The 25,308-nt window shown below is 62.3% G+C and carries 20 protein-coding genes; 10 read left to right on the top strand and 10 right to left on the bottom strand.

The window, feature by feature from the left end; all coding sequences use genetic code 11:
* Window positions 1-30: 30 nt before the first annotated feature.
* The 4 genes from NKI50_RS14130 to NKI50_RS14115 form a co-directional block, all read right to left on the bottom strand.
* Window positions 31-831: an SH3 domain-containing protein gene (locus NKI50_RS14130; protein WP_245278604.1), complete on the bottom strand. Its 801-nt coding sequence runs from the start codon at window positions 829-831 to the stop codon at window positions 31-33.
* 259 nt (window positions 832-1,090) lie between these two features.
* Window positions 1,091-2,377, bottom strand: a complete 1,287-nt coding sequence (locus NKI50_RS14125; RefSeq protein ID WP_352493830.1) for an NAD(P)/FAD-dependent oxidoreductase — start codon at window positions 2,375-2,377, stop codon at window positions 1,091-1,093.
* A gap of 41 nt (window positions 2,378-2,418) precedes the next feature.
* On the bottom strand, window positions 2,419-2,787 hold the full coding sequence (locus tag NKI50_RS14120; protein WP_352716905.1) for a four helix bundle protein: 369 nt from the start codon (window positions 2,785-2,787) through the stop codon (window positions 2,419-2,421).
* Window positions 2,788-2,846: 59 nt separating this feature from the next.
* Window positions 2,847-4,280, bottom strand: a complete 1,434-nt coding sequence (locus NKI50_RS14115) for a glutamine synthetase family protein (RefSeq protein ID WP_352493832.1) — start codon at window positions 4,278-4,280, stop codon at window positions 2,847-2,849.
* 168 nt (window positions 4,281-4,448) lie between these two features.
* Between NKI50_RS14115 and NKI50_RS14110 the strand changes: the two genes are divergently transcribed.
* Entirely contained in the window at window positions 4,449-5,165 is a 717-nt protein-coding gene (locus NKI50_RS14110; protein WP_352493833.1) for an HAD family hydrolase, read from the top strand.
* 32 nt (window positions 5,166-5,197) lie between these two features.
* On the opposite strand, the gene NKI50_RS14105 is transcribed toward NKI50_RS14110, so the two are convergent.
* Complete coding sequence (locus tag NKI50_RS14105) at window positions 5,198-5,587, bottom strand: ANTAR domain-containing protein (RefSeq protein WP_156948085.1); 390 nt, start codon at window positions 5,585-5,587, stop codon at window positions 5,198-5,200.
* Window positions 5,588-6,018: 431 nt separating this feature from the next.
* Here NKI50_RS14105 and NKI50_RS14100 point away from each other — a divergent pair, with 431 nt between their 5' ends.
* A complete protein-coding gene (locus NKI50_RS14100) occupies window positions 6,019-6,480 on the top strand; it encodes a RidA family protein (protein WP_023719403.1) in 462 nt (153 codons plus the stop codon).
* A gap of 64 nt (window positions 6,481-6,544) precedes the next feature.
* Here NKI50_RS14100 and NKI50_RS14095 read toward each other — a convergent pair whose 3' ends face one another.
* Window positions 6,545-6,787: an SMc00767 family acetate metabolism repressor gene (locus tag NKI50_RS14095; RefSeq protein ID WP_023719402.1), complete on the bottom strand. Its 243-nt coding sequence runs from the start codon at window positions 6,785-6,787 to the stop codon at window positions 6,545-6,547.
* Window positions 6,788-6,848: 61 nt separating this feature from the next.
* On the bottom strand, window positions 6,849-8,138 hold the full coding sequence (gene aceA / locus NKI50_RS14090) for an isocitrate lyase (RefSeq protein ID WP_352716903.1): 1,290 nt from the start codon (window positions 8,136-8,138) through the stop codon (window positions 6,849-6,851).
* A 249-nt stretch (window positions 8,139-8,387) separates the two neighbouring features.
* On the opposite strand from aceA, the gene NKI50_RS14085 reads away from it, so the two are divergent.
* Complete coding sequence (locus NKI50_RS14085) at window positions 8,388-9,839, top strand: helix-turn-helix domain-containing protein (RefSeq protein ID WP_352716901.1); 1,452 nt, start codon at window positions 8,388-8,390, stop codon at window positions 9,837-9,839.
* Between the two features lie 43 nt (window positions 9,840-9,882).
* On the opposite strand, the gene NKI50_RS14080 is transcribed toward NKI50_RS14085, so the two are convergent.
* A complete protein-coding gene (locus tag NKI50_RS14080; RefSeq protein ID WP_352716899.1) occupies window positions 9,883-10,674 on the bottom strand; it encodes a class I SAM-dependent methyltransferase in 792 nt (263 codons plus the stop codon).
* A 201-nt stretch (window positions 10,675-10,875) separates the two neighbouring features.
* Between NKI50_RS14080 and NKI50_RS14075 the strand changes: the two genes are divergently transcribed.
* From NKI50_RS14075 to NKI50_RS14055, 5 genes are all read left to right on the top strand, one after another.
* On the top strand, window positions 10,876-11,823 hold the full coding sequence (locus tag NKI50_RS14075) for a DMT family transporter (RefSeq protein WP_023719397.1): 948 nt from the start codon (window positions 10,876-10,878) through the stop codon (window positions 11,821-11,823).
* Between the two features lie 352 nt (window positions 11,824-12,175).
* The gene (locus NKI50_RS14070) at window positions 12,176-13,276 is read left to right on the top strand and encodes a polyamine ABC transporter substrate-binding protein (protein WP_023719396.1); all 1,101 of its coding nucleotides are present in this window, start codon (window positions 12,176-12,178) and stop codon (window positions 13,274-13,276) included.
* 72 nt (window positions 13,277-13,348) lie between these two features.
* Window positions 13,349-14,488 carry an ABC transporter ATP-binding protein gene (locus NKI50_RS14065; RefSeq protein ID WP_023719395.1) on the top strand — a complete coding sequence of 380 codons (1,140 nt, stop codon included), beginning with the start codon at window positions 13,349-13,351 and terminating at the stop codon, window positions 14,486-14,488.
* A 9-nt stretch (window positions 14,489-14,497) separates the two neighbouring features.
* A complete protein-coding gene (locus NKI50_RS14060) occupies window positions 14,498-15,466 on the top strand; it encodes an ABC transporter permease subunit (protein WP_352716896.1) in 969 nt (322 codons plus the stop codon).
* Entirely contained in the window at window positions 15,463-16,281 is an 819-nt protein-coding gene (locus tag NKI50_RS14055) for an ABC transporter permease (RefSeq protein WP_023719393.1), read from the top strand. The genes NKI50_RS14060 and NKI50_RS14055 overlap by 4 nt, the downstream gene beginning before the upstream one ends.
* Before the next feature lie 11 nt (window positions 16,282-16,292).
* Here NKI50_RS14055 and NKI50_RS14050 read toward each other — a convergent pair whose 3' ends face one another.
* Window positions 16,293-18,143 carry an AsmA family protein gene (locus tag NKI50_RS14050; RefSeq protein ID WP_023719392.1) on the bottom strand — a complete coding sequence of 617 codons (1,851 nt, stop codon included), beginning with the start codon at window positions 18,141-18,143 and terminating at the stop codon, window positions 16,293-16,295.
* A 182-nt stretch (window positions 18,144-18,325) separates the two neighbouring features.
* On the opposite strand from NKI50_RS14050, the gene NKI50_RS14045 reads away from it, so the two are divergent.
* A complete protein-coding gene (locus NKI50_RS14045) occupies window positions 18,326-20,284 on the top strand; it encodes an acetoacetate--CoA ligase (protein WP_352716984.1) in 1,959 nt (652 codons plus the stop codon).
* 274 nt (window positions 20,285-20,558) lie between these two features.
* Here NKI50_RS14045 and NKI50_RS14040 read toward each other — a convergent pair whose 3' ends face one another.
* Window positions 20,559-24,359, bottom strand: a complete 3,801-nt coding sequence (locus tag NKI50_RS14040; protein WP_352716894.1) for a PAS domain S-box protein — start codon at window positions 24,357-24,359, stop codon at window positions 20,559-20,561.
* Window positions 24,360-24,612: 253 nt separating this feature from the next.
* On the opposite strand from NKI50_RS14040, the gene NKI50_RS14035 reads away from it, so the two are divergent.
* The gene (locus NKI50_RS14035; RefSeq protein WP_352482378.1) at window positions 24,613-25,071 is read left to right on the top strand and encodes a phasin; all 459 of its coding nucleotides are present in this window, start codon (window positions 24,613-24,615) and stop codon (window positions 25,069-25,071) included.
* Window positions 25,072-25,308: the final 237 nt, after the last annotated feature.

Below are 25,308 nucleotides of genomic sequence, written 5' to 3'. Positions count from 1 at the left end.
GCGATCCGAGCCGCGATCGCTCTGTCTGTCCTACGCCCCGGTTTTGACGTAGCTCTTGTAGACCCAGCCGCGCTTGCCGTTGTAGACGATCTGGCACCACTGCTTGCAACTCATCACTTGCACCGAGGTCTTGGCCGGCACGGTGAGAATGGCGGCCGCATTCTTCTTTGGGCCGGTGCGCATGGTGACGGATCTCAGGATGCGTCCGGTACCGGCAGTATTGGTTTTTCCGGATTTTGCCTTGGTGCTGTTGTCGTCTTCGCTCGCGGACTGCGTCGGCAGTTGCGGCTTGGGTGTGGGGATGGCAGCGGTCTGCGCACCGTCGGGCCCTGTGTTTTTCGTCGAGCTGCCGGGAGCCGCCACCTTGGCAAACAATGCCGCAGCGTCGGGTTTCGCTGCCGGATCGGCGAATGCCACCGAAGCAGACGATTTATCGGCCGCCTGATCGGTCTGGCTTGCCAGTTGGTCGGATGCTGCTGTGGCGGCGGCCGATGCCGTCTTTGGTCCCGTCCAGCGGGGATCGTTGGGAGCCAGCGCCGGTATGTCGGCTTCCGCCGCGGCCACCGCCGGGGAAACCGCGTCGGCCTTGCCCGTCGTCCGCGGCGCCGCAGCGACCTTGGAAGGCATGATCTTCGTCGTCTTGACCGGAATGGTCGGAACGGTCTGCTCAGGGCTCGCCGCCGCCTGTCGTTCATTGGCCGGCAAGGCCAGCCACAGCGCCACTGCGGCAACGCCGAGCAGTGCTGCCGTGCCAAGCGCAGCGATCACGAGATGCGCGTTCGACCGGACCCCGTGCCAGAACGTCGGCCGCATATCGTAACCGAATTGCATCGCAAGGCGCCGTCGTTCCGGCGCACCGAAACTGAAGGGCTCTCTCACACTTGCCACCTCCATTTGCGGGCCGATGTTCTGACGACCGATGCCGGAGAGCCGGCATTTCGATCGGCATCGTTCCCAAACCAAAAGCGGGCAGGCCCGCAAAAATTCCCCGTTCAGCTGCCCACGAGCATCATCTTTCGCCCGCGATTGTGGCATCACTGCGCCCTTGGCGGGGATTCTGCGCCCTGGTTAAGGATTCTGCAACGCCTGGTTAAATCCTGTCCCGCAACGCGTACCAGTTGAGCGCAAGAAAGAGCAGTGGCGCGCGGAAACGCCGGCCGCCGGGGAAAGGCGGAATCTTCAGATCCTCGATCAGCTTCAGCCGGTCGCGGTTGCCGGCGACCGTCTCGGCATAAAGCTTGCCGAAAAAATTGGACAGCATGACGCCGTGGCCGGAATAACCACCGACCGAGATCACATTGGGCATGACTTCGCGCACGAACGGCTTTCTCGGTACGGTGATGCCGACATAGCCGCCCCAGCCATGGGTGATCTCAATGTCCTTCAGTGCCGGATAGATCTCGGCGATCTGCCGGCGGATGTGGATGTGAATGTCCTTGGGATCGTTGACTGCGTAGATCTCGCGCCCGCCAAACAGCAGCCGCCCATCCTTCGATTTGCGGAAATAGCGCACGACGAAGCGCGAATCGTCGACCGCCTCGCCACCCGGCAACACTTTGGAATCGGCGCCCAGCGGTACCGTTGCGCCGATGAATGAGCCGATCGGCATGATATGCGAAGCACTCACCGGCTCGAGCGTGCCGCCATAGGCGTTGACCCCGATCAAGCACTTCCCGGCGATGATCGTGCCCTTCGGCGTCGTCACCCTCACTTTGCCGCCGCCGGAGGTGATGCCGGTCGACGGTGTCTGCTCGAAAAGCTTTGCGCCGGCCTGTGCCGCGACTTTTGCGGTGCCGATCACCAGCTTCAGCGGATGGATGTGGCCGGTGCCCGTGTCGCGGGTGCCGCCGAAATAATGCGTCGAGCCGAGCCGCTCGGCTGTCTCCGCGGCATCCATGAATGAGATGTGCGGATAGCCGAACCGGCTTGCCATGATCTCGGCATGCGCCTTGTAGTCGTCGACATAGCGCTTTTTGTGCGCCACCGACATTTGGCCGGGCATATAGTCGATCTCGATCTGGTGCACCGCGGCGAAGTCGAGGAGATGCGCCTTGGCCTCTTCGGCCAGGTCGAACAGCGCCTTGGCGCAGGAAAAGCCGTATTCCGCTTCCAGCTCCTCTGCCCAGGCCCGCTGTCCGGTGCCGAGCTGGCCGCCATTGCGGCCCGATGCGCCGTCACCGAAACGATGCGTTTCGATAAGCACGACATCCGCGCCTGACTTGGCGAGATGAGCCGCAGCCGACAGGCCGGTAAAGCCGCCGCCGACGATCACCACGTCGCATGTCCGGTCGCCGTCGAGCGCCGGATATTCGGGCCTTGGTCCGGCCGTGTCCTCGTACCAGGAGCGGCCGGGGGAGATTGGGGATTGGTAAGTCATGATGCTCGGCTAGGGGAGTAGGGCAGTAGGGCAGTAGGTGTCTATTCAGCCGACAGCTTGCGGATGAGAAGCCGCAAGAGCTTTCCTACGCTCTCGCTGTGAGGCATCAATGATTCGACTGCCTCGCGAGAGGTAATTCCAACCCGTTGCGCGATTAGAAGGTGTGTCTCCAGTTCCTTGAGTGATCCCTGGGCGATCCTGAGAAACTGCTGGTAGGAAGCTCGGCTTTCTCGGCCGTAACCCTCGGCGATGTTGGCTGGCACAGACGTTGCTGCCCGACGCCCCTGACCCGTCAGCCCGTAGAGCTCGTCCTTCGGCCAGGTCCTTGTGACTTGGGAGATTGCAACCGTTAGGTCCATGGCTTGCTGCCAGACGATCAGATCCCTGTACGATGCGATCTTGTCCGTCATCCTTGCCCTACTGCCCTACTGCCCTAACTGCCCTACTGCCATATTGCCCTACTCCCCTACTACACATTCAGCAGCAAATACTCCCGCTCCCATGGGCTGATCACTTCCATGAAGGTCTCGAATTCCGCCCGCTTGATCGCCGCATAAGTCGCTGCGAAGGATTTGCCGAGTAGGGCGCAGAGTTCCTCGTCGGCCTCGAACAGGTCGACGGCTTCGAGCAGGCCGCGCGGCAGGTCGATCTCATCCTCATTGGCGGTCGTCAGTACCGGCGGATCGGCCTTGATCTTATTGGTCATGCCGATCAGCCCGCAAGCGAGCGATGCGGCCAGCGCCAGATAGGGATTGGCGTCGGAGGAAGGAATGCGGTTTTCGACGCGCCGCGCTGCCGGGTCGGAGCGTGGCACGCGAAAGGCCGTGGTGCGGTTGTCGTAGCCCCATTTGTTGTTGACCGGCGCCGAGGCCGCCTGCGTCAGCCGCCGGTAGGAATTGACGTAGGGCGCAAACATCACCAGCGCGTTCGGCACATGTTTCTGCATGCCGCCGATGAAGTGGAAGAAGGCCTCGGTCTCCGAGCCGTCCTCCGCGGAAAAGACGTTCTTGCCGGTCTTCTTGTCGATGATCGACTGATGGATATGCATGGCCGAACCGGGCTGCCCCTGGATCGGCTTGGCCATGAACGTGGCATAGATCTCGTGCTTCAGCGCCGCCTCGCGGATGGTTCGCTTGAACATGAACACCTGGTCGGCGAGCTCGATCGGATCGCCGTGACGCAGATTGATTTCGAGTTGGCCGGCGCCCTCTTCGTGGATCAGCGTGTCGATCTCCAGGCCCTGGCTTTCGGAGAAATGATAGATGTCGTCGATCAGTTCGTCGAATTCGTTGACCCCGGCGATCGAATAGCCGGCGCCGCCGCCGATCGGCCGTCCGGAGCGCCCGACTGGCGGGGTCAGCGGGTAGTCCGGATCGGGGTTCTTGCGCACCAGGTAGAACTCGATCTCGGGCGCCACCACAGGTCTCAGCCCGCGTCTGTCATAGGCGGCAAGCACGCGCTTCAGAACGTTGCGCGGTGTGAACTCGACCGAGCGGCCGTCCTGGTGGACGAGGTCGCAGATGACCGCCGCCGTCGGGTCCTCCTCCCACGGCACCACCGTCAGCGTCGAGAGGTCAGGCATCAGCTTGAGGTCGCCATCGTCCTCCGGATAGTGGAAGCCGTTGCCGTCCTCCGGATAACCACCCGAGATCGTCGTCATGAACACCGCCGAAGGCAGGGCAAGCGAGGTGTTGGAGGTGAACTTCTTCGACGGCATCATTTTGCCGCGCGCAACCCCGGCCTGGTCGGGCGTGATGCATTCGATGTCTTCGATGCCGCGCCATTCCAGCCAGGCGCTGACTTCCTTCCAGTTCTTGACGCCACGTTGGTTTTTCACGAAGGCAGGCATGCGGGCGCGTCCTCCGCGGCTCGACGGACGGACTTCCTTTTTTGCAGGCGGCATCAATCACCAGATTTGTTGCAGATTGTGGAGTATAGCCGTTGCCGGCGACGAAAGGGAAGGGGAGCCGGCTGGCGTGCGCCTCGATTACCGGGGGAACACAACGACTTCCGGATAAAAACATCCTGGTCTAGGGTCGGCGTCCCGCAACGCCGCAATTGAAGACGCCGAATGCAACACAGCCGCAAACTGACGACGATCGGCTTCGACGCCGACGACACGCTGTGGCAGAACGAACAGTTCTTCCGCATGACCGAGAAGCGCTTTGCCGCGCTGCTCGCCGACCACGCCGAGGAGGACTGGATTTCGGCAAGATTGCTGGAGGTCGAGAAGCGCAACCTCGCGGTCTACGGCTTCGGCATCAAGGGATTTACGCTGTCAATGATCGAGACGGCGATCGAGGTCACCGAAGGCCACGTGCCTGCCTCAACCATTGCCGAAATTCTCGCCGCGGGCCGCGAGATGCTCAGCCATCCGATCGAGCCGCTTCCCTATGCGCGCGAGACCGTGGAAAAGCTGGCCGGCGCCTACCGCCTGGTGCTGATCACCAAGGGCGACCTCTTCGACCAGGAACGCAAGCTCGCGCAATCCGGACTGGGCGAGCTGTTCCATGCGGTCGAAATCGTCAGCGACAAGAGCGCTGCCACCTATAGCCGGATCTTCAGCCGCTACGGCGATGGCCCGGAAAAGGGCATGATGGTCGGCAACTCGCTCAAATCGGACGTCGTGCCGGCAATCGAAGCCGGCAGTTGGGGTATCCACGTGCCGCATGAACTGACCTGGGTGCTGGAGCATGTCGAGCCGCCGGTCTCAGCACCGCGCTTTCGCCAGATAGCCAATCTCGGTGAACTGCCGGGCCTGATCGAGCGTATCGGCGAGATTGATTGATCAGGTCTGCAGTCGACGCGTCGCGGTAGAGGTCAGTTGCGGCCGAGCCCGACCAGCCGGTCGATCACCGGCTGCAGCCGTTCGGTGGTGATCGGCTTGACGACCACCGCATCGATGACGCTCGACAGGCCCAGGGTCTCCGGAGTGCCGGTCTTGACTGAGAGCAGGATCACCAACGGAAGCGATTTGCCTGACGCCCTTCGCAGCGCATCGATGCCCGACAGCAAGGCGTCGCAGTCACCGTTCTCCGCTCCGCCGTCGAGAACGACAGTGCCGGGAATCAGCGCGTGCAAGGCCTTTGCCGCGGTTTCGGGAGTTTCCGAGATCGGTTTGAGGCCGGACCGCTCAACGATCTTTGAAACCACGACCCGGTTGATCGGTGATTTTCCGACCACCAGCACCCGCGAGAAATCTGGGAGCATCCGCGTCTCCACGCCCCGGCTAACGAACGCCGCCTGCTTTGCAGTCTCGATTTCGCGATTCGCTGGGCACATGGCGGGGCAGGCCGTTGTTCAGTGTTTCAATGCAGGGTTGAAACTTGAGAGGTAATTGGCGTGAGATCGCTGCTCATGTCAAGCTGAAATGGCATATCAGGAGAATATCGCAAGAAACATTAAAATTAAAATTAAGTGCTTTTCTTTGCCGCCGCTCGAAAGGAGAAGTCGCCATTACAACTGGGCAGGCTTCAGCGAAGTTTGGCTGTGCAGCGCGAACGCATCAACTCGCAGCCGTAGCCGGATTGAAGCAGGTTGGATGAAGGCGAGGCAAGTCTGTCGCGAGCTTGTCGCATCGCCTCGCTGGACTATCCTTCCTCGTTGGCTAAGCACGTCTCTTTGAGCGACGGGAGATGACAATGGAACTCGTGACTCATAAGAAATTTAAAAACGGCCGGTTGATGCCATGGGGAAAGGGTACGGTCGTTACCGGCGCAAAGGGGTTTGTCTACCTTTCCGGAAACACCGCGACGGCCGAGGACTACGATCCGATCGGCAAAAGCGGCGGCGGCGCCATTGGCGACGCGGCAGCACAGTGGCGCGCAGTTCTCACCAACATCAAATCAGATCTGGAGGAGCTTGGCAGCGCGCTCGAGCATCTCATCCGGCTGACCTTCTTTGTTAAGGGGCCATTTCCCGATGGCGGCGTTCTGAGCTCCCCCAATTTCCGCTTGGACGTCTTGGACGAATTCTTTGCGGTGCACTGCCCGAAGCACTGCAGCTACAACAACCCGCCGCCCTCGGAAGTTATTGGAGTTGCAGCGCTTGCTCAGTCTGATCTTGTCATTGAAATCGTTGCATTAGCAGCTCTGCCGGACTAGGCAGAGCCGCAGCCTGCGAGGTGCGATAGCATGCGTTCAAAAAGGCGCGGTGCGGTAGAATTCATTAGTCGTGGCTCCGCTGTGTGACGATGACCGGGATCAGCAGATCGCCCCAGTTGCCATCGCCGCCATGGTGACGTGCCGAGCGCACCAGTTCGACCGAGACGCCGGCCTCGACCGCCTTCATCACCGACTGATTGAGCCTGTGCAGATCGTTCGCCAACATGCGAATGGTCGCCTGCTGGTCGACATTCATGCTGGTGGCTTGCTCTTCGGCCCGTTCCTTGACGCGGCTTATCGATGCCATTGGTCTCCTCCTTGTGTTGTCATGCCCGTTTGGGCGTTCCCTCTGTTTGTCTGCTATTCCGCTATTCCGCTGCCGGCCTGAATTGGGCGTGCTCGGTCGATCCATGCATGGCCGTGGTCGAAGACTGGCCACCGGTGATCGCCATCGAGACGGCGTCGAAATAGCCGGTGCCGACCTCGCGTTGGTGCTTGGTGGCAGTGTAGCCATTGGCTTCCGCGGCGAATTCCGCCTGCTGCAGTTCCGAATAGGCCGCCATCTGCCGCTCCTTGTAGCCGCGGGCGAGCTCGAACATGCCGAAGTTGAGCTGGTGGAAACCGGCCAGCGTAATGAACTGGAACTTGTAACCCATGGCGCCGAGTTCCTTCTGGAACTTCGCAATCGTCGCGTCGTCGAGATTCTTCTTCCAGTTGAAAGACGGCGAGCAATTGTAGGCAAGCAGCTTGCCGGGATGGTGCTTGCGCACACCCTCGGCAAACGTCCTGGCCTGCGCCAGATCGGGCTTGGAAGTCTCGCACCAGATCAGGTCCGCATAGGGCGCGTAGGCGACGGCGCGGGCGATGCAGGGCTCGATGCCATTGCTGACACGATAGAAGCCCTCCGCGGTGCGGCCGGCGCCATAATCGACGAAGGGCTGGTCGCGCTCATCGATGTCGGAGGTCAAGAGCTGTGCCGCTTCCGCATCGGTGCGGGCCACGACCAGCGTCGGCGTGCCCATGACGTCGGCGGCAAGCCGCGCAGCGTTGAGGTTGCGGATGTGTGCAGCGGTCGGTATCAGCACCTTGCCGCCGAGGTGGCCGCATTTCTTCTCCGAAGCCAGCTGGTCCTCGTAATGGACGCCGGCCGCACCCGCCTCGATGAATGCCTTCATGATCTCGAAGGCGTTGAGCGGCCCGCCGAAGCCGGCTTCGGCATCGGCGACGATCGGCGCGAACCAGGTGTCGACCGACAGCCCCTTGCCTTCGGAAGTCTCGATCTGGTCGGCGCGCTGCAAGGTGCGGTTTATGCGCTTGACCAGTTCGGGCGCCGCATTTGCGGGATAAAGCGACTGGTCCGGGTACATGGCGGAAGCGGTGTTGGCATCGGCGGCGACCTGCCATCCCGACAGATAGATCGCTTTCAGCCCGGCCCGCACCTGCTGCATTGCCTGGTTGCCCGACATGGCACCGAGCGCGTTGACGAAATCCTCTTCATGGATGAGCTGCCACAGCCGGTTTGCCCCCATTTCGGCGAGGCTCTGCCGAATCTGCACCGAGCCGCGCAGCCGTCTCACGTCCTCTGGCGAATACGGCCGTTCGATGGCATCGAAGCGCCCTTGGGGCGCCGACGGGACAAGGTTGTAAAAATCGGTCATTGGTCACTCCAGGCTGGCTTTAATGCCGGTTTCGGAAACGCCGTACAGAAGGAATATGTGCGCCGTGTGCGTGACATCATTTACATGTATTTACATGTTGGCACTAGGCAAGCGAGACAAACTCCGAAATTGGCCATGAAATAAGAGAAAACCTGTGTTGTGTTTGACTGATGAGAGCTGTAAATTTGTCATGATTGTAAACGCCGCCATGCCATCAGCGGATGTAAAATTCTTGTCAAGGACAGTCGATTGGCCGACCATAAAATCTTTGCCGGGCCGCGCATTCGTCGCATCCGCAACGCCAAGGGCCTGACCCAGACGGCGATGGCCGAAGGGCTCGGCATCTCGCCGTCCTATCTCAATCTCATCGAGCGCAACCAACGGCCGTTGACGGTGCAACTGATCCTGAGACTGGCGTCCGTCTACAAGGTCGACCCACATGAATTGCAGGGCGAGGCGAGGGGTTCGGTCGCCGATTTGAAGGAAGTGTTTTCAGATCCGTTGCTGGCCGGCGAACTGCCAGGCGACCAGGAACTCATCGAGCTTGCCGAGGCGGCGCCCAACGCTTCCGCCGCTGTGATAAAGCTGTTTCGCGCCTATCGCGAGCAGGCCGCGCGGCTATCCGATCTCAACGAGCTGCTCGCGCGTGAGGGCAAAGCCACCGCACTCTCCGGCGCCCGGCTGCCGATCGACGAGGTGCATGAGATTTTCGAACGCCGGCCGAACCATTTTACCGCGCTCGAAGAGGAAGCCGAGGCATTCACGTCGGTGCTCGATCCCGGCGACGATCTGTTCAGTGCGTTGAAGGCTTGGCTGCGGCGTGAATTCGGCGTCGTCGTCAAGGTACTGCCGGTCGCCACCATGCCCAACTGGCGCCGTCGCTATGACCGTCACTCGCAGCGCCTGTTCCTGTCCGAGCGCCTGTCGCCATTCGATCAGCTGCGCGAGGTGGCTATGGAGGCCTGCCTGATCCGCATGAGCGTTGCTGTCGCTGTCGAGATCCAGGCGCTGAAGCTGGCCACGGACGAAGCCCGCCGGCTCGCCCGTTTCGAGCTCGGCCGCTATGCCGCGCACGCGCTGATGATGCCCTATCAGCCTTTTCACGCCGCTGCGGTCCGCGCCCGCTATGACATCGACATGTTGCGGTCGCGCTTCGGCGTTTCCTTCGAGCAAACGGCGAACCGGCTGACCACGCTGCAGCGGCCGGGTGCGTCGGGCGTGCCATTCTTCATGCTCGAGGTCGACAGTGCCGGCAATCGCTTCCGCAAGGCGGGCAGCCACGGCTTTCCGCAAAGCCGCTTCGGCGGCGGCTGTCCGAAGCTGCCGGTCCATACCACCTTCGGCCAACCCGGCCAGATCCTGGTCGAGGCCGTGGAAATGCCAGATGGTGCGGCGTTCCTCTGCATCGCCCGCACGCTCGAAGGCCCGCAGGGCTCGTTTGCCGAGCGACCGCGCCGCACAGCGCTGCTGCTCGGCTGCGACATCGGTTTTCGCGATGAGATCGTCTATGGAGCAGCGTTGCCGGGGCCGGCCGCCATCGGCAAGGCCGGACAGAACGCCGCTGTGTCGGCTACGCCGGTCGGCGCTGCCTGCCGGCTGTGTGAACGCATCGGCTGCCTCGCCCGCGCCGAGCCACCGGTGACACGCCCGCTCGGCCTCGACGAAATGGTGACGGGACTGTCGGCGTTCGATTTTCAGTGACGGCAAACAGAGTTGCCGGGGATCGTGCCGCGGGCGCATTCTTCTATCGGCTACCGCTGCCTATCAGAACGTCCATTTCAATCGTCAGCGGCTCTCCAGGGCTCGGCGAAGCTAGCCCGCGCCAGACCTCCTCGCGCACGATGTGCTTCATATCCGGAGGAAGCTGGACATACTCCTGACCGCTCAATGTTGCGCCCTTGGCGATGCCGCTGAAATAGTCGTCGAAGGACGAGAACTTGATGGGCCACGTTTCGAGCTGGACGTCAATCTTTCGAAACCCGGCGCGATGGAGCAAGCTGTGCAAGCACGTCGCGTCAGGGATGGAAAAGAAGCGATTTAGCTTTTCAGCTTTCTCAGGGGCATAGCGGGCGATTACCGCACCTATTCTGGCGAACAACGAACGCTCTGGCGTCGTCGTCACGCTAACTGCAGTCCAGCCGTTGGGGCGCAGAACCCGGCGAAATTCCGAAAGCGCTCCAAGCTGGTCCGAGAAGAACATGAGCCCGAGCTGACAGGTCACTGCGTCGAACCGACGGTCCTCATAAGGAAGCGCGTGAGCGTCGAACGTAGCGAGGGTGATTGGCTGGTCTTTCAAATTGCGTTTGGCGGATTCGAGCATGGCCGGCGAGATGTCGCCGCCAATCACGGCGCCGGAAGGGCCTACAATGATGGCAGCGGCTTGCGCTGCCGCTCCGGTGCCCGTTGCGACGTCGAGCACGCGATGGCCAGGCGCAATCCGTGCTGCCTTCAGCAAGGACGGGATAAACGAGTTCGTCGCACGGGCGAACAACTCGTCATAGCCAATCGCCGCCGTTTTGTAGAATGGCTCATCCATGGGGGCGCCCTATACATTTGCACCGTACGTCGAGCATGGGGCGTCTGTCGATGATCGGGCATCTCTGTGCACCTGTCGGTGCGCCAAATGGAACACGATGCTGGATCACTCCCCATCCCCGTCTTTGCGTTACGCGATTAAGGCACGTTTCTGTCGTCCGCTGTGCATCGTGCCGCCTCGAAATCGCCGACAGTCCGACTCATGACCGACATATCATCACCGCAGATCGCTGTTTCGCCTCCGCGAAATGAGGAGCGTATCGGTTTCCTGCTGGTGTTCCTGTCGGCGCTGATGTGGAGCCTCGGCGGTACCATTGCCCGTTTCATCGATGCCGGCGACAGCTGGACGGTGGTGTTCTGGCGCTCGGTCTGGGCCGCCGCCTTCCTGCTCTGCTTCATGGTCTGGCGCGACGGCTGGCGTGGCACGCTGAAGCTGTTTCGCGGCATGGGCCTGGCCGGCCTTGCGGTGGCGTTTTGTTTCGCCACGGCGTCGACCTCTTTCGTCGTGGCGCTTGCATATACCACCGTCGCCAACATCCTGTTGATGCAGGCCGGTGTGCCGCTTCTGGCGGCGTTGTTTGCCTGGGCGCTGTTTCGCGAGCGGGTGGCCGTGGCGACCTGGCTGGCGATCGCCGCCGTCATTGCTGGCGTCGCCATCATGGTCTCGGAATCGCTCGATGGCGCCGTATCGCCGATCGGCGACGGGCTGGCGCTGCTCATTGCCGTCATGTTCTCGATCGCCACCGTCATCACGCGCCGCTTTGCCCATGTGCGTATGACCCCGGCGACCTGCCTCGGCACGATGCTGGCGGCCGCCTTTGCGGCATCGCAGGCGTCGGCACTGGGCGTTTCCAGCCACGACATGGGCTTCCTTTTTGCCTTCGGCGTGGTCAATCTGGGGCTCGGCCTCGCCTTCTTCGCCACCGGCGCCCGGCTTGTTCCGGCCGCCGTGGCGGCGCTACTCGGCACGTTCGAGCCGATCCTAGGCCCGATCTGGGTTTGGCTCATTCATTCCGAGGTGCCGTCGGCGCGCACCATCGTCGGCGGTGCGGTCGTCATCACGGCGCTCCTCGTCCATATCGGGCTCGAATTCAAGCGCCAGACGCGGCCGCAGCGGGCGGGCGTCACCGGTGTGCCTTCGCCTAATTGATGCAGCGCGCGCGCCAAAGCGAGATGGACCATTGACAATGTCGCAGCCGCGCGGGCAGGCTGCGATCACGGCAACAACAAGACAGGCGTATCTTGCCAAGTCTCCATGCCGGCTGCATCGAGGCCGGACAACATCGTCGTCTCCCTGCGCGCGCCGTAGCGAAAGCTTCTGACGGCGCCGCAACACCACCAGCGCCACGCCAAGTCTTCACTGTCGCCTCGTCGCCGAACCATAATGGCGCCGGCAATTCGCGCTTGTCGCCTGCCTGCAAGCTCAATACCCTGAAGCAAATGCCCAGCCGGGCGCACGCCGCGACGAGCTGGCGACGGAACACTCATCAAAGGAGAATAGCATGACCCGCAAAGCGCTCTGGCTTTCGGCGACTTCGGCGTTTCTGGCAGTTTTTACCTTGGGCGCGCATGCCGAGGACCGTGTCGTCAATGTCTTCAACTGGTCGGACTATATCGACAGTTCGATCATCGACGACTTCACCAAGGAAACCGGCATCAAGGTCGTCTACGACACCTATGATTCCAACGAAATTCTCGAAACCAAGCTGCTTGCCGGTGGTAGCGGCTACGATGTCGTGGTGCCGACGGCAAGCCCGTTCCTGGCCCGTCAAATCCAGGCCGGGGTATATCAGAAGCTGGACAAGTCGAAGCTGCCCAACCTTTCCAATATGTGGAACGTGGTGATGGAGCGGGTTGCGAAGTTCGACCCCGGCAACGAATACTCGGTCAACTACATGTGGGGGACCACAGGCATTGGCTACAACACCGAGAAAGTGAAGGAAGCCCTCGGCGTCGACAAGATCGACAGCTGGGATGCGGTCCTGAAGCCGGAGAATATCGCCAAGCTCGCCAATTGTGGCGTGTACTTCCTGGATTCGCCTACAGACATTTTTCCGACTGTGCTGAACTATCTTGGCCTCAAGCCTGACTCGACCTCTCCTGACGACCTTGCCAAGGCCACAGAACTCATGCTGAGCATCCGGCCTTCTATCCGCAAATTCCATTCGTCGGAATACATCAACGCGCTCGCCAATGGCGACATCTGCGTGGCTGTCGGATTTTCGGGGGATCTCTTCCAGGCCCGCGACCGTGCGGCGGAAGCGAAAAAGGGGGTCGACATCGCCTACACGATTCCAAAGGAAGGTGCGGAAATGTGGTTCGACGAAATGGCGATCCCGGCCGATGCACCGCATGTCGCCGAGGCACACGAATTTCTGAACTACATGATGAGACCAGAAGTTATTGCCAAATCCACCAACTTTGTCTTCTACGCCAATGGCAACAAGGCCTCTCAGCCGCTCGTCAGCAAGGAGATCCTTGATGACCCGGGCATTTATCCGGATGACTCGACGCTGGCCAAGCTGTTCACTGTCGGTCCATATGACCCCAAGACGCAACGTCTCGTCACCAGATCGTGGACCAAGGTCATCACGGGACAATAGTGATCTGACGCGACCCCGGTGGCTGACTGCCGGGGTCGTTTTTCAGGGGCAGAATCAGGCACGGAGTGGGACATGAAATCGCTTGGCAGCATCCGCAGGGATTTCGCGCCATGGAACGATCCGAATGCCAAGCCATACATCCAGTTCGACAACGTCACCAAGAAGTTCGGCGACTTCACTGCCGTCAACAATCTGTCGCTGACCATCTTCGAACGCGAATTCTTTGCCCTGCTCGGGGCCTCGGGCTGCGGGAAATCGACGCTGCTCAGGATGCTTGCCGGCTTTGAGGAACCGACCGCCGGCCGTATCCTGCTCGATGGCCAGGATCTGCGCGGCATCCCGCCATATCGGCGGCCGGTCAACATGATGTTCCAGTCCTACGCCTTGTTTCCGCACATGACGGTCGAGAACAACATCGCGTTCGGCCTCAAGCAGGAAGGCATGGCCAAGGCCGATATCGACAAGCGCGTCGCCGACATGCTGAAGCTGGTCAAGCTCGAGCAGTTCGCCAAACGCAAGCCGCACCAATTGTCGGGCGGCCAGCGCCAGCGTGTCGCACTGGCCCGCTCGGTGGCCAAGCGGCCGAAAGTCCTGCTGCTCGATGAGCCGCTTGGCGCGCTGGACAAGAAGCTGCGCGAGGAAACGCAGTTCGAGCTGATGGACCTGCAGCAGAACCTTGGCCTCACCTTCGTCGTCGTCACCCATGACCAGGAAGAGGCGATGACGATGGCCGACCGCATCGCCATCATCGACAAGGGCGAGGTGATGCAGGTGGCGACGCCGGCCGAGGTCTACGAGGCGCCGGGTTCCCGCTTCGTCGCCGGCTTCGTCGGCAATGTGAATATGTTCGACGGCAAGATCGCCGCTGGCGAGGCCGGCAGCGCAAGCATCGACGCCGGCAACGGCATCACCATCCGCACCGAAAATGCCGGCCGTGCCGCCGCCGGAACGTCCGTTACCTTTGCTATCAGGCCGGAGAAGATCAAGGTTTCCTCCACGAAACCGGCTGGTGCCGTCAACGCCATCGAGGGCGAGGTCTACGACATCGCCTATCTCGGTGACATGACCATCTATCACGTCAGGCTGGATGACGGTCAGGTGGTGCGGGCGAGTACCATGAACGCGGCACGCATCACCGAGGATCCGCTGACCTGGAACGACCGCGCCTGGGTTTCCTTCCGACCCGACGCCGGCGTCGTGCTGACACGGTAGGGACTGATCATGTCCGCTGTCACCGCCGCAACAAGCTCCTCGGCAAGCGCTGCCGGCAAATCCGCCTTGGCCAGGCTGGGAGCGGCTTTGCTTAGCCGTCTCGTCATCATCATCCCCTACCTTTGGCTGCTGTTCTTCTTTCTCGTCCCCTTTATCATCGTCTTTAAGATTTCGCTGTCGCAGACCGCGATAGCCATGCCGCCCTACACGCCGGTGCTCGATTTCCGCGACGGCGTTTCCGGGGTTGTCGCGTGGTTTGGCGCGCTCAATTTTGACAACTACATCTGGCTGACGCAGGACGCGCTCTACTTCAACGCCTATGTGACGAGCGTCATCGTCGCCGCCATCTCGACGGTCCTGACGTTGGTGATCGGCTATCCCATCGCCTATGGCATGGCACGCGCTCCGGCGACGATCCGCCCGACCTTGCTGATGCTGGTGATCCTGCCGTTCTGGACCTCGTTCCTGATCCGTGTCTACGCCTGGATCGGCATTCTCAAGCCCGAGGGCCTGCTCAACGAGTTGCTGCTCGCCACTGGCATCATCAGCCATCGGCTGATCATCCTCAACACCTACACGGCGATCTTCACTGGCATCGTCTACTCCTATCTGCCGTTCATGGTCCTGCCGCTCTATTCGGCATTGGAGAAGATGGACAATTCGCTGATCGAGGCCGCCAAGGATCTCGGCTGCCCGCCGACCAGCGCCTTCTGGAAGATCACCTTCCCGCTGTCGCTGCCCGGCGTCATCGCCGGCTGCCTGCTGGTGTTCATTCCCGCCGTCGGCGAGTTCGTCATCCCCGATCTGCTCGGCGGCTCGCAGACACTGATGATCGGCAGGACGCTGTGGAGCGAATTCTTCGGCAACCGCGACTGGCCGGTGTCGTCTGCCGTTGCCGTCATCTTGCTGCTGCTGCTGATCGTGCCGATCATGCTCTTCCAGCGAGCCCAGGCGCGTGCCCAGGAGCAGGACCTATGAACGCTACCTGGAGCCGCTTCAACATCGTTTCGATCGTGCTCGGCTTTGCCTTTCTCTACCTGCCGATCGTCCTGCTCGTCGTGTTCTCTTTCAACGAGTCGAAGCTGGTCACCGTCTGGGGCGGCTTCTCGACGAAATGGTACGTGTCGCTGTTCCACAATCAGGGTCTGATGGACGCCACCTGGGTGACGGCGCGCGTCGGCGTCATCTCGGCCACCGTGGCGACCGTGCTCGGCACTCTGGCGGCGCTCACCCTGACGCGCTACACGCGCTTTCGCGGCCGGCTGCTGTTTTCCGGCATGGTGTTTGCGCCGCTGGTCATGCCGGAAGTCATCACCGGCCTGTCGCTATTGCTGCTCTTCGTCGCTGTCGGCTTCGACCGCGGCTTTCTCACGGTGACGCTTGCCCACACCACGCTGACCATGTGCTTCGTCGCTGTGGTGGTCCAATCGCGCCTGATCACGTTCGATCGTTCGCTGGAAGAAGCCGCGATGGATCTCGGTGCGCCGCCGGTAAGGACCTTCTTCCAGATCACGCTGCCGGTCATCATGCCGGCGATCGTCTCTGGCTGGATGCTGGCCTTCACGCTCTCGCTCGACGACCTGGTTATTGCCAGCTTCACCTCGGGGCCCGGCGCCACGACGCTGCCGATGAAGATCTACAGCCAGGTCCGCCTTGGCGTGACGCCGGAAATCAACGCGGCGTGCACCATTCTGATCGCGATCGTCGCAGTTGGCGTGATCATCGCTTCGCTCGCAAACAAACGCCGCGAGGTGCAGCGCCAGCGCGACGAGCAGGCGGCGCAGCGAGGTTGAGTTCCTGCTGCTTACTCGCCTGAAACACCGCGACTTATCGGCGAGATGAACGGCGTGCTCCAGGTGCCGCCGACGAAGAACGACGACTGCTTGGGCGCTTGGCCGTTCGTCTGCGTGGCAGCCTGGCTCGGCTGGACGATGCCGCCGGACAGCGCCAGCCCGCGTCCGGCATAAGATGCGATGCCGGAAAGCCAGATCTTGTATTGCGCGGAATTCACCTCGGCCTTGTCGATGCGCGCCACGCCGTTCGAAACGCTCGCCTTGAGCTCGGCCCCGTCGATCGGCAGCGTTCCGTCCGAGACGTCGTCAAGCGCAAAGAATCCACCCTGTTCGGTGTGCTTGAGGAACGCCGGCAGGTTAAGCCGGCTCAGCGCACCCGCGCCGAAGGTCGCGGACAGCGAGCCATTGGCGTTTTCGAAAATGGAGTCCCAGGTTCTGCCCGGCCCCTTGAGGATGACCGAAACGGTTCCGGTGCCGATCGGCACCAGCCGCGTCATCCCGGCCGCGGTGCCGAAAGCGCCGCCGTCGATGTCGGAAGCAAGCAGCCGGATCTCGACTTCCGTGCCGGCGGGCTTGCGGTCGAAACGGACGCTGCTTTGGACGTTGCCGCCAAAGGCGGATGCATCGGAGATGTCGAAGACGGCGAGGCCGTTCTTGACCTGGGCGGTGGCGGCGACGTCGGCAAGCTGGATTGCACCTGCCGTGGCATGCGCGGCGGACAGCCTGAGATCGAGATTGATCCGGTCGGCGAAGCTTGTGTCGATCTCGCCCGGGCCGGCGGCGCCGGCGGATGGTACGGGGGTAAAGGCGGAGAGAAACGATCTGAGGTCGAGCGTATCGAAGGCAAGTGTGCCGGAGATCACCGGCAGTGCCTCGCCGTAGGTGAAGTCCAGCGCGCCCATTCCGGGGTTGTTGTCGAGGGTCAGGGCCGTATTTTCGAATTTGATGCGCCCGGCCGTCGCCGTGATCTTGCTTGAAACCGAGATCGAGCCGATTGCCGCACCGGGCGCGATGCCGGCCTGCGACCATTCGAGCACGCGTCGCAGCGAAGGTGCGGCAAATTTTGCCTGGCCGTCGAAATAGCCGTTCTCCGACATGCTGGCCAGCCCGTCGAAGGAAAAGCTGGCCGGCGCCGCCTTGAAGGAAAGCGTGACCGGTGCTGCGCCGCCGCCAAACAGCACAAGCGGGTTCGGCGATGCGGCGTCGACGGAAACGCTTTCGCCGCGCCATATCCCGGTCGCCGACAGCGTCGCATTGCTGTTCATCGCGGCCCAATTCGCCTGGCCGCTCAGGCTGCTCAATATCTCCTGGTCCTTGCCGCCGATGGCGGCGACCACGCGGCCATCCCTGAACTCGACTGTGCCGAACGGATCTGCCGGCAGCTTGCCGAGATCCGGCTTGGCGGGATTTGTGTTGATCACCGCGCGGGCAGCATCGATCGAACGCGTAATGCGCCCGCCGCTCGGAATCGCAGGCAGGAAAAACCCGCTCGCGGTACGCTGAACCCTGATCGTCGGTCGCACCAGCCGCGCCGTCGAAAACACCACGTCGCCACGCAGCGCCGCCATGGCCGAGAGGTCGACCTCGACCCGTTCGGCCTCGATCACAGGCGGTGCATCCGTCTCTGTCCATTGCGACAGCGTCACGTCGCTCAGGATCGCCCGGAAATTCGGCCAGACCTCGATGCGCGGCGCGCCGTCGATGGTGACCCTGAAACCGCTCCAGGCGCTCATTTCCCACGCGATGCGGTCACGCACGATACGGGTCGAGGCGATCAACGGCAAGGCTGCAACGACCAGCGCGACGACGGTGACGGCTGCGCCGATCGCCCATATTCCGCGTCGGATCAAAGGTGATGGCATATCGCCCCGTATGCTTCCATTCCGACAAAATCGCCCGACGGGTGTAACCGACGGCTGACGCATTTCAAGTCTTTATGGCCCGGCGATGGCATTTGCGCACACCCTGACCGGCGCGGTCCAACAAAATCTTGCTCTGCTGCATCGCGATATGCATAAGCGATGCAGCCTGCGGAGGAACAATGATGGCCGACGACGCACCGCTCTGGATGCCGACGCAAGAGCAGATCGACGCAGCGCCGATGACCGCCTTCATGAACGCCGCGGCGAGCAGGGCCGGCAAGGCTTTCTCCTCCTATGCCGACCTGCATCGCTGGTCGATCGATGACCGCGAGACCTTCTGGAGCCTGGTCTGGGACTTTTGCGGCATCGTCGGCGACAAGGGCGAACGCGTGCTGGTCGATGGCGACAAGATGCCCGGCGCGACCTTCTTCCCTGACGCGAAGCTGAACTTCGCCGAGAATCTTCTGAAGAAAACCGGGCTTGGCGACGCAGTCGTCTTTCGCGGCGAGGACAAGGTCGAGCGGCGGCTGTCCTGGAACGAGCTGCATGCGCTGACCTCGCGCCTGCAACAGCTCTTCCTGTCGCTCAAGGTGAAGAAGGGCGACCGCATCGCCGCGATGATGCCGAACATGCCGGAGACCGTTGCGGCGATGCTGGCTGCCGCCTCGATCGGCGCCGTCTGGTCGTCCTGCTCCCCAGATTTCGGCGAGCAGGGTGTTCTCGACCGGTTCGGCCAGATCGAGCCTGTCGTCTTCATCGCGCCGGACGGCTACTGGTACAATGGCAAGGCGATCGAAGTCGCCGACAAGATCGCGGCTGTGGTGGCGAAGCTCGCCACCGTGCGCAAAGTCCTGATCGTCGATTATCTCGGCACGTCGACCGACGTCGCGGCAACCATCGGCAAGGCGGCTGCGCTGGAGGAGGCGCTGTCACCCTTTGCCGCCAGGCCTGTCAGTTACGAAAGGCTGCCGTTTTCGCATCCGCTCTACATCCTGTTTTCGTCAGGCACGACCGGCATCCCCAAATGCATCGTCCATTCAGCCGGCGGAACGCTGATCCAGCACGTCAAGGAAGAGCGGCTGCATGCCGGCCTGCTCGACGGCGATCGCTTCTTCTATTTCACCACCTGCGGCTGGATGATGTGGAACTGGCTGGTGTCGGGCCTGGCGTCGGGCGCCACCTTGCTGCTCTATGACGGCTCGCCTTTCTACCCGGACGGCAATGCGCTGTTCGACTTCGCCGATGCCGAGAAGATGACCTATTTCGGCACCTCGGCCAAATTCATCGATTCCGTGCGCAAGGCCGGCCTCAAGCCGATCCACACGCATGATCTTTCCAGTGTGCGCACCATCTCCTCGACCGGCTCGCCGCTGTCGCCGGAAGATTTCCGTTTCGTCTATGAAGGCATCAAGAAGGACGTGCATCTCGCCTCGATCTCCGGCGGCACCGATATCGTCTCCTGCTTCGTGCTCGGCGTGCCGATCGAACCGGTATGGCCCGGCGAGATCCAGGGACCCGGCCTCGGCCTTGCCGTCGACGTCTGGGACGATGATGGCCGTCCGCTTCGCCAGGAGAAGGGGGAGCTCGTCTGCACCAAGCCGTTTCCGGCAATGCCGATCGGCTTCTGGAACGACCCTGACGGCAAGAAATACGAGGCCGCCTATTTCGAGCGCTTCGACAATGTCTGGTGCCACGGCGATTTCGCCGAATGGACCGCCCATGGCGGGCTGATCATCCATGGCCGTTCCGACGCCACGCTCAATCCGGGCGGTGTTAGGATCGGCACGGCGGAGATCTACAATCAGGTCGAGCAGATGCCGGAAATCCTCGAAGCGCTATGCATCGGCCAGGATTTCGACAATGACGTGCGTGTCGTGCTGTTCGTACGGGTGGCGGCCGGCGTCGAACTCGATGCCGAGCTGGAAAAACGCATCCGCGCGAAAATCCGCACCGGGGCGAGCCCGCGCCACGTGCCGGCCAAGATCGTCGCCGTCGGCGATATACCGCGCACCAAATCGGGCAAGATTACCGAGCTCGCGGTCCGCGACATGGTGCATGGCCGCGCCATCAAGAACAAGGAAGCGCTCGCCAATCCCGAAGCGCTCGAGCTGTTCCGCAACCTGCCGCAGCTTGCCGACTGAGCATGGAGCCCGGGCTGGGAACCGGGGTCATGGTTAACGAAATGTCTCCGCGGAATTTACCTAGATTTCATGAGTGGTACACATTGGTAAATTTTCCGGCGTGCCGGTAAGGATTTGTTAAGGCCCGGCATCGATAGTCGTGCGTAACTTGAGGGAGAAATCCCGTTCCTCTTAGCCCCCAGAGGATCTGATTCGCTCAAGCCCCCGTTGTGACAGCAATTCTATCATTCAAGGCGTCCCATTGGACGCCTTTTTTCTTTGCGCAGCCATAGACCTAACCGGCCAGCACGCGGGTCGAGGGGAAGGCGACTTCGACCAGGGTTCCCTCGCCGGGCGTCGAGTTGATGGTGAACCGGGCACGGTTCGCTTCGACCATCGCCTTCGTCAGCGGCAGCCCGAGACCGGTGCCGTCGCCGCGGCCGCGCTTCAGCGCGTTGATCTGCTTGAACGGCTTCAGCGCCTGCTCAATCTCGGACTGGCTCATGCCGATGCCCGTATCGCGCACGCGCATGACGACGTCGCCGGAAAGCTCATAGGCCGTCGACACGATCACCTGGCCGCCGGCCTGCGTGTAGCGGACGGCGTTCGACAGGATATTGAGCGCGATCTGCCGCACGCTGCGCAGATCGGCCACCACTTCCGGCAGCCGCGAGGCGAAGCTGGAGCGGATGATGACGCGTTCCCGGTTGGCTTGCGGCTGCATCATCGCAACGGTTTCGGCCAGCGTGTCGTTGAGCGACACCGCCTCGTAGGCCATCTCCTGCTGGCCGGCCTCGATTTTCGAAATGTCGAGCAGGTCGTTGACCAGATCGAGCACGTGGTTGCCCGAACGGTTGATGTCGCGCAGATAGTCGCGATAGCGATCATTGGCCACCGGCCCGAATTTCTCGTCCACCATCAGCTCGGAAAAGCCGATGATGGCGTTGAGCGGCGTGCGGATCTCGTGGCTGATGCGGGCCAGAAAATCGGTCTTCTGCGACGAGGCGCGTTCGGCGACCGCGCGCGCCTGGGTCAGGTCCTCTTCGGCGCGCTTCCACTGGGTAATGTCGCGCACCACCGCGCAGAAGCCGCTGTCGTTGGGCAGCCTGCCGATGGTCATGAACAGCGGAATGAAGCGCCCCTGTGCCTCGCGTCCGATCACCTCGCGGCCATCGTTCATCACACTCGCAACGCCGGGCTCCGACAACCCCTCGAGATAGTCACGCGCCGCGCGCTGGCTTTCGATCGCAAACAGCGAGACGAACGGTTTGCCGGTCACCTCGTCGCTGTCGAAGCCGAACAGCGCTTCCGCCGGACGGCTAATTGAACGGATCGTTCCGTCACGGCCGATCAGCACGACGCCGTCGGTGGCGGTGTCGATGATGGTGCGCATTTCGGCAATGCGTGCCTTGAGCTCGGAAACATCCGGCTGCGTTTGGTCGTCGGCGGCGCCATGTGGAATGGCTACTGCTTCGTCGCCGGAACGGCGTACGACCAGCATCAGCGCCTTGCCGTTTCCCCAGGGGACGGAGCGTAAAATCGCGTCGATCGGAAACTCCTGACCGTCGCGCGTCTTCAGCCGTAGAGCGCGGTCGCTGCCGTCGGAACTGCCGTCGTCGGCATAAGGGTCGGCAAACAGCGCGCCGAGCCCGCCGGCCTCGTCCAAGGCATTGAGCGTCGCATAGCCGGTCAGGCCGAGGAATTCGTCGTTCGCGTAGTGCAGCTGGTCGCCGGAATGGATAAGCACCGGCACTGGCAGCTTGCCGAGGATCGAGGTATCCGGCCCCTTGTTGTCCTCTCCGGCAAACGCCGACGGCACGAAGCCGTCGAGTTTGAGCGGTGGTGCCAGCGGCCGCCCGACGGGCGGCGCCGAGCCGGCATCGCCGGCTGCGGCTTCGTTGTCATCGGACCAATCTTCGCTCTCCTCGGCGTCGCGGAAGTCTTCCGCCGTCATGCTGTCGTCGTCGTCGCCATCCTGCGGCGCTTCGGCGACGATCGTTCGACGGTTCGTGCTGGGCTCAACGCCTTCCTGCGCTTCATCGCTGGGTTCGCGGTCGGCATAGTCGAGCAGCGATCCGGAAACAGGGCGTGTGATGGGTTCGCCGGCTTGCGCCTCTGCTGCCGTCTCGTCGGGTTGCTCGCCGTCGAGCCGGGCGAGGTCCTTCTGGTCCTCGGCATCGGCCTCGGGCGGTTCGGCCGCCTCGCTTTCCGGACTTGGCGCCGGCATTTCACCCTTGTCCGTCGGACCGGCTTTTTTCAGCTTTGGTTCGTCGGCCTTGCCGGCTGCCTCAACTTTGGTCGCGGTCTCCGCAGCCGGCTTTGGCTTCTCGGCGCTGGGCTGTTCGTCTACCGGCTTTTCGGCCGGGGTGCTGTCCTTCTTGAGACGCTCGCCAATCTCGCGAAACGCGCTGCGTTCCAGCGTCGACAGGCCCTTGTCGTTGGCCGGCTGCCGGTGCTCGGCCAGCCGGATCACCTTGTCGGCAAAGCGCCGCTCGGGCTTTGGCACGATGGTCAACGCCGGCACTTCGCCCCGGAACGGATCGGCGGCTTTCGGTGTCTCGGGGGCAGGTTCAACGGCTTCGGGCCCGACCGCGGCAGGCTTCTCCTCGGCGACAAGGGCCATGCCGGCCGCGTCGGGATCGATCACCGCATCGCTGCTGCGGGCGACGCCGAAACCGCGAAAACCTTCGAAAACGCGGCTGCGGCTGTAGACCGGGAGTGCCGCCAGATCGACGGGTATCTTCAGATCGGTGCCGGCGACCGGCCACAGCACGGAGCGGCCGGACCAGGTGTCGCGCCGTTCGAGCAGGCCGGCGATCTCGCCTGAAGCATCGAGGCCGTAGGCGGCCGAAACGTCGCCGAAGCGGCGGCCGATCACGTCGGCGGCGGGCTTGCCGACGAGTTCGGCAAATTCCGGCGACAGGGCACTGAACCGGCCCTCTGCGTCGGTACGCCAGACGAAACGCATGGGCGCGGCCGTACGATCGATCACGCGGCCGCGGCCCTGGGGCGGGGAAGCGGCTTTGATCGCTTGCGTGGCGCTTTCCTGCGGGGCGTCCAGACCGGCCTGCGAAGCGGCGGGGCTGGCTGGTGTCTCGACTTCGCCGGGCACACCTGCCCCGGGCGGGACCTGCGTGTCGTCGCCCGCATTGAAGTACCAATGGTCATGCTGCGTCGGCGTTTCGCCAGCCGTGTGCTGATTGTCGGCCCCCGAAACCTGCTTGGCTGTGTCGGCAGGCTCGTGCTCCGTCGATGCGGAGCTGCCTTCGATCGCGGCAAGGTCGATCTCCGCCGCGCCGGTGTTGGTGATTGGCGGCTCGGCGATTGGCTGCTTGTTGTCCTGGTCCGTTGGCTGGGGAAGACCGCTCGGCGCCGCTGCTGCCTCGCTGCCGGGTTCCGCGACGGCGCGCTCGCCAACAGGGGCCCCGCCGTCAAGCCGGTCCTCGTCGATCACCACCAGCAGGTGCCGCTCGTCTGTCAGACGGGCAAGGCCTGCCGGATAGGAGCTGGATCCGCCCGGAACCAGGCGCTTGACGATGCGGTCGCTGTCGTTCGCCACGTCGGCGACAAGCGCGGCCAGCGTCTCAGGCCGGATGCCGAGCGACGAAAAGCCGTCCGACGCGGCGTCGATATTGCCCTTGGCATCGACAAAGGCGATGTAGTGGCCGTCTTCGGTAAAGCCGCTGATGGCGCGATCGGCGATCTCGGCCGCGCTGCGCGAGCCGGTCTGCGCCGCCGGCAACGCCAGCATGATTGCTTCCTCGCCATCGGGCATGGTCACCGCGCTGGCCAGGAAACCAACCGCGCGGCTGGTCAGCCCGGTAGCCAGGCGGACCGTGATGGCACGGTCGCGGCCGATCCGCGGAAAACCGCTGGTTGCCATGATCTGGCGCCTGGCGATCAGCGGCAATCCTGCCGAAGCGCCGATGATGGCTCCGATGTCCGGATAGCCGAATACCGCCGCGCCGGGGCCGTTGGCCCATATCACCTGCTCGAGATCTGCCGACAGAATGGCGATCGCGTCGCCGGCGGCGAACCGCAGGCGGACCGCGTCGAGCACGGCAACATCGAGGAAGGAGTAGTTTTCAGCCGGCATGCGCTTGGCGACCCTCACAGAGCGGGCAATTTGCGGTTAACGCTTTGTTAATAAAAGCCGACGGCGCGAAGGTCCACAAGTCATAGCGTGCAACCAGCGGAATCTCTAGGCGCGTGGTTAACGTCGCGAAACAAATAATCAATGGTGCGATGCAACAAACATGTTGCAATGCACAAAATTTGCCTTTATATTGCCACGATAGATGAACGAGACGGCTTTCTGTCAAAGCCGCTGCCGCTGAAAAGGATGGAAAATGTCCAGGACCAAGACCGCCGACACGATCGAAAACGTTGAATTCCCAAGCTTCGACGCTTCCAAGGCCACCGATCAGATCCGCGCCTTCGCCGAAAAGGGCGTCGAGCAGTCGAAAGAGGCCTATGCCAAGCTGAAGACCGGCGCCGAGGAGACCCAGAAGGCTCTGGAGTCGACCTACGAGACCGCCAAGACCGTTTCCAGCGACCTGTCGCTCAAGACCATCGCCGCCCTGCGCGCCAATGCCGAGGCCGGCTTCTCGCATTTCGAAGCCCTGATTGGCGCCAAGTCGCTGTCGGAAGTCGTCGAGCTGCAGACTGCGTTCCTGCGCAAGCGCGTCGAAATGACCGTTGAGCAGGCCAAGGACTTCCAGGCGGTTGCTGCCAAGGCGGCCGAGGACGTATCCAAGCCGATCAAAACCGCCTTCGAGAAGGCCGTGAAAGAAATTAAGATCGCCTAATATTTGAACACAATTTGGCGATGCATCAAAAGGTCGCATTTCGTCAGACAAATAGATGTGCGATATAGTGGTTTAAGTGAATACCCGGCGGGTGGAACCTCCTCCCTCTGCCTACCGGGGTGACCAGCCAGCACCTCCTCCCGCTGGCTCGTAACAGGAAAAGGCCGGCACCTCCTCCCGCCGGCCTTTTCTTTGTCCGGCGAAAAATGACGCGATGCCGGAGCGATCTTTTGCTTT

This window comes from Mesorhizobium sp. M0563 (genome assembly GCF_040321065.1).
Classification (GTDB): Bacteria; Pseudomonadota; Alphaproteobacteria; order Rhizobiales; family Rhizobiaceae; genus Mesorhizobium.
The sequence above is the reverse complement of the archived record's forward strand: the minus strand, read 5'-3'. Positions and strand labels throughout refer to the sequence as shown.

Coding starts and splice junctions, on each gene's coding strand:
- NKI50_RS14065 (WP_023719395.1), top strand. CDS start 13,349: ATGAAATCGCTTGGCAGCATCCGCAGGGATTTCGCGCCATGGAACGAT.
- aceA (WP_352716903.1), bottom strand. CDS start 8,138: ATGACCGATTTTTACAACCTTGTCCCGTCGGCGCCCCAAGGGCGCTTC.
- NKI50_RS14050 (WP_023719392.1), bottom strand. CDS start 18,143: ATGCCATCACCTTTGATCCGACGCGGAATATGGGCGATCGGCGCAGCC.
- NKI50_RS14125 (WP_352493830.1), bottom strand. CDS start 2,377: ATGACTTACCAATCCCCAATCTCCCCCGGCCGCTCCTGGTACGAGGAC.
- NKI50_RS14040 (WP_352716894.1), bottom strand. CDS start 24,359: ATGCCGGCTGAAAACTACTCCTTCCTCGATGTTGCCGTGCTCGACGCG.
- NKI50_RS14060 (WP_352716896.1), top strand. CDS start 14,498: ATGTCCGCTGTCACCGCCGCAACAAGCTCCTCGGCAAGCGCTGCCGGC.
- NKI50_RS14115 (WP_352493832.1), bottom strand. CDS start 4,280: ATGCCGCCTGCAAAAAAGGAAGTCCGTCCGTCGAGCCGCGGAGGACGC.
- NKI50_RS14075 (WP_023719397.1), top strand. CDS start 10,876: ATGACCGACATATCATCACCGCAGATCGCTGTTTCGCCTCCGCGAAAT.
- NKI50_RS14100 (WP_023719403.1), top strand. CDS start 6,019: ATGGAACTCGTGACTCATAAGAAATTTAAAAACGGCCGGTTGATGCCA.
- NKI50_RS14110 (WP_352493833.1), top strand. CDS start 4,449: ATGCAACACAGCCGCAAACTGACGACGATCGGCTTCGACGCCGACGAC.
- NKI50_RS14035 (WP_352482378.1), top strand. CDS start 24,613: ATGTCCAGGACCAAGACCGCCGACACGATCGAAAACGTTGAATTCCCA.
- NKI50_RS14095 (WP_023719402.1), bottom strand. CDS start 6,787: ATGGCATCGATAAGCCGCGTCAAGGAACGGGCCGAAGAGCAAGCCACC.
- NKI50_RS14070 (WP_023719396.1), top strand. CDS start 12,176: ATGACCCGCAAAGCGCTCTGGCTTTCGGCGACTTCGGCGTTTCTGGCA.
- NKI50_RS14045 (WP_352716984.1), top strand. CDS start 18,326: ATGGCCGACGACGCACCGCTCTGGATGCCGACGCAAGAGCAGATCGAC.
- NKI50_RS14130 (WP_245278604.1), bottom strand. CDS start 831: ATGCAATTCGGTTACGATATGCGGCCGACGTTCTGGCACGGGGTCCGG.
- NKI50_RS14080 (WP_352716899.1), bottom strand. CDS start 10,674: ATGGATGAGCCATTCTACAAAACGGCGGCGATTGGCTATGACGAGTTG.
- NKI50_RS14055 (WP_023719393.1), top strand. CDS start 15,463: ATGAACGCTACCTGGAGCCGCTTCAACATCGTTTCGATCGTGCTCGGC.
- NKI50_RS14120 (WP_352716905.1), bottom strand. CDS start 2,787: ATGACGGACAAGATCGCATCGTACAGGGATCTGATCGTCTGGCAGCAA.
- NKI50_RS14105 (WP_156948085.1), bottom strand. CDS start 5,587: ATGCTCCCAGATTTCTCGCGGGTGCTGGTGGTCGGAAAATCACCGATC.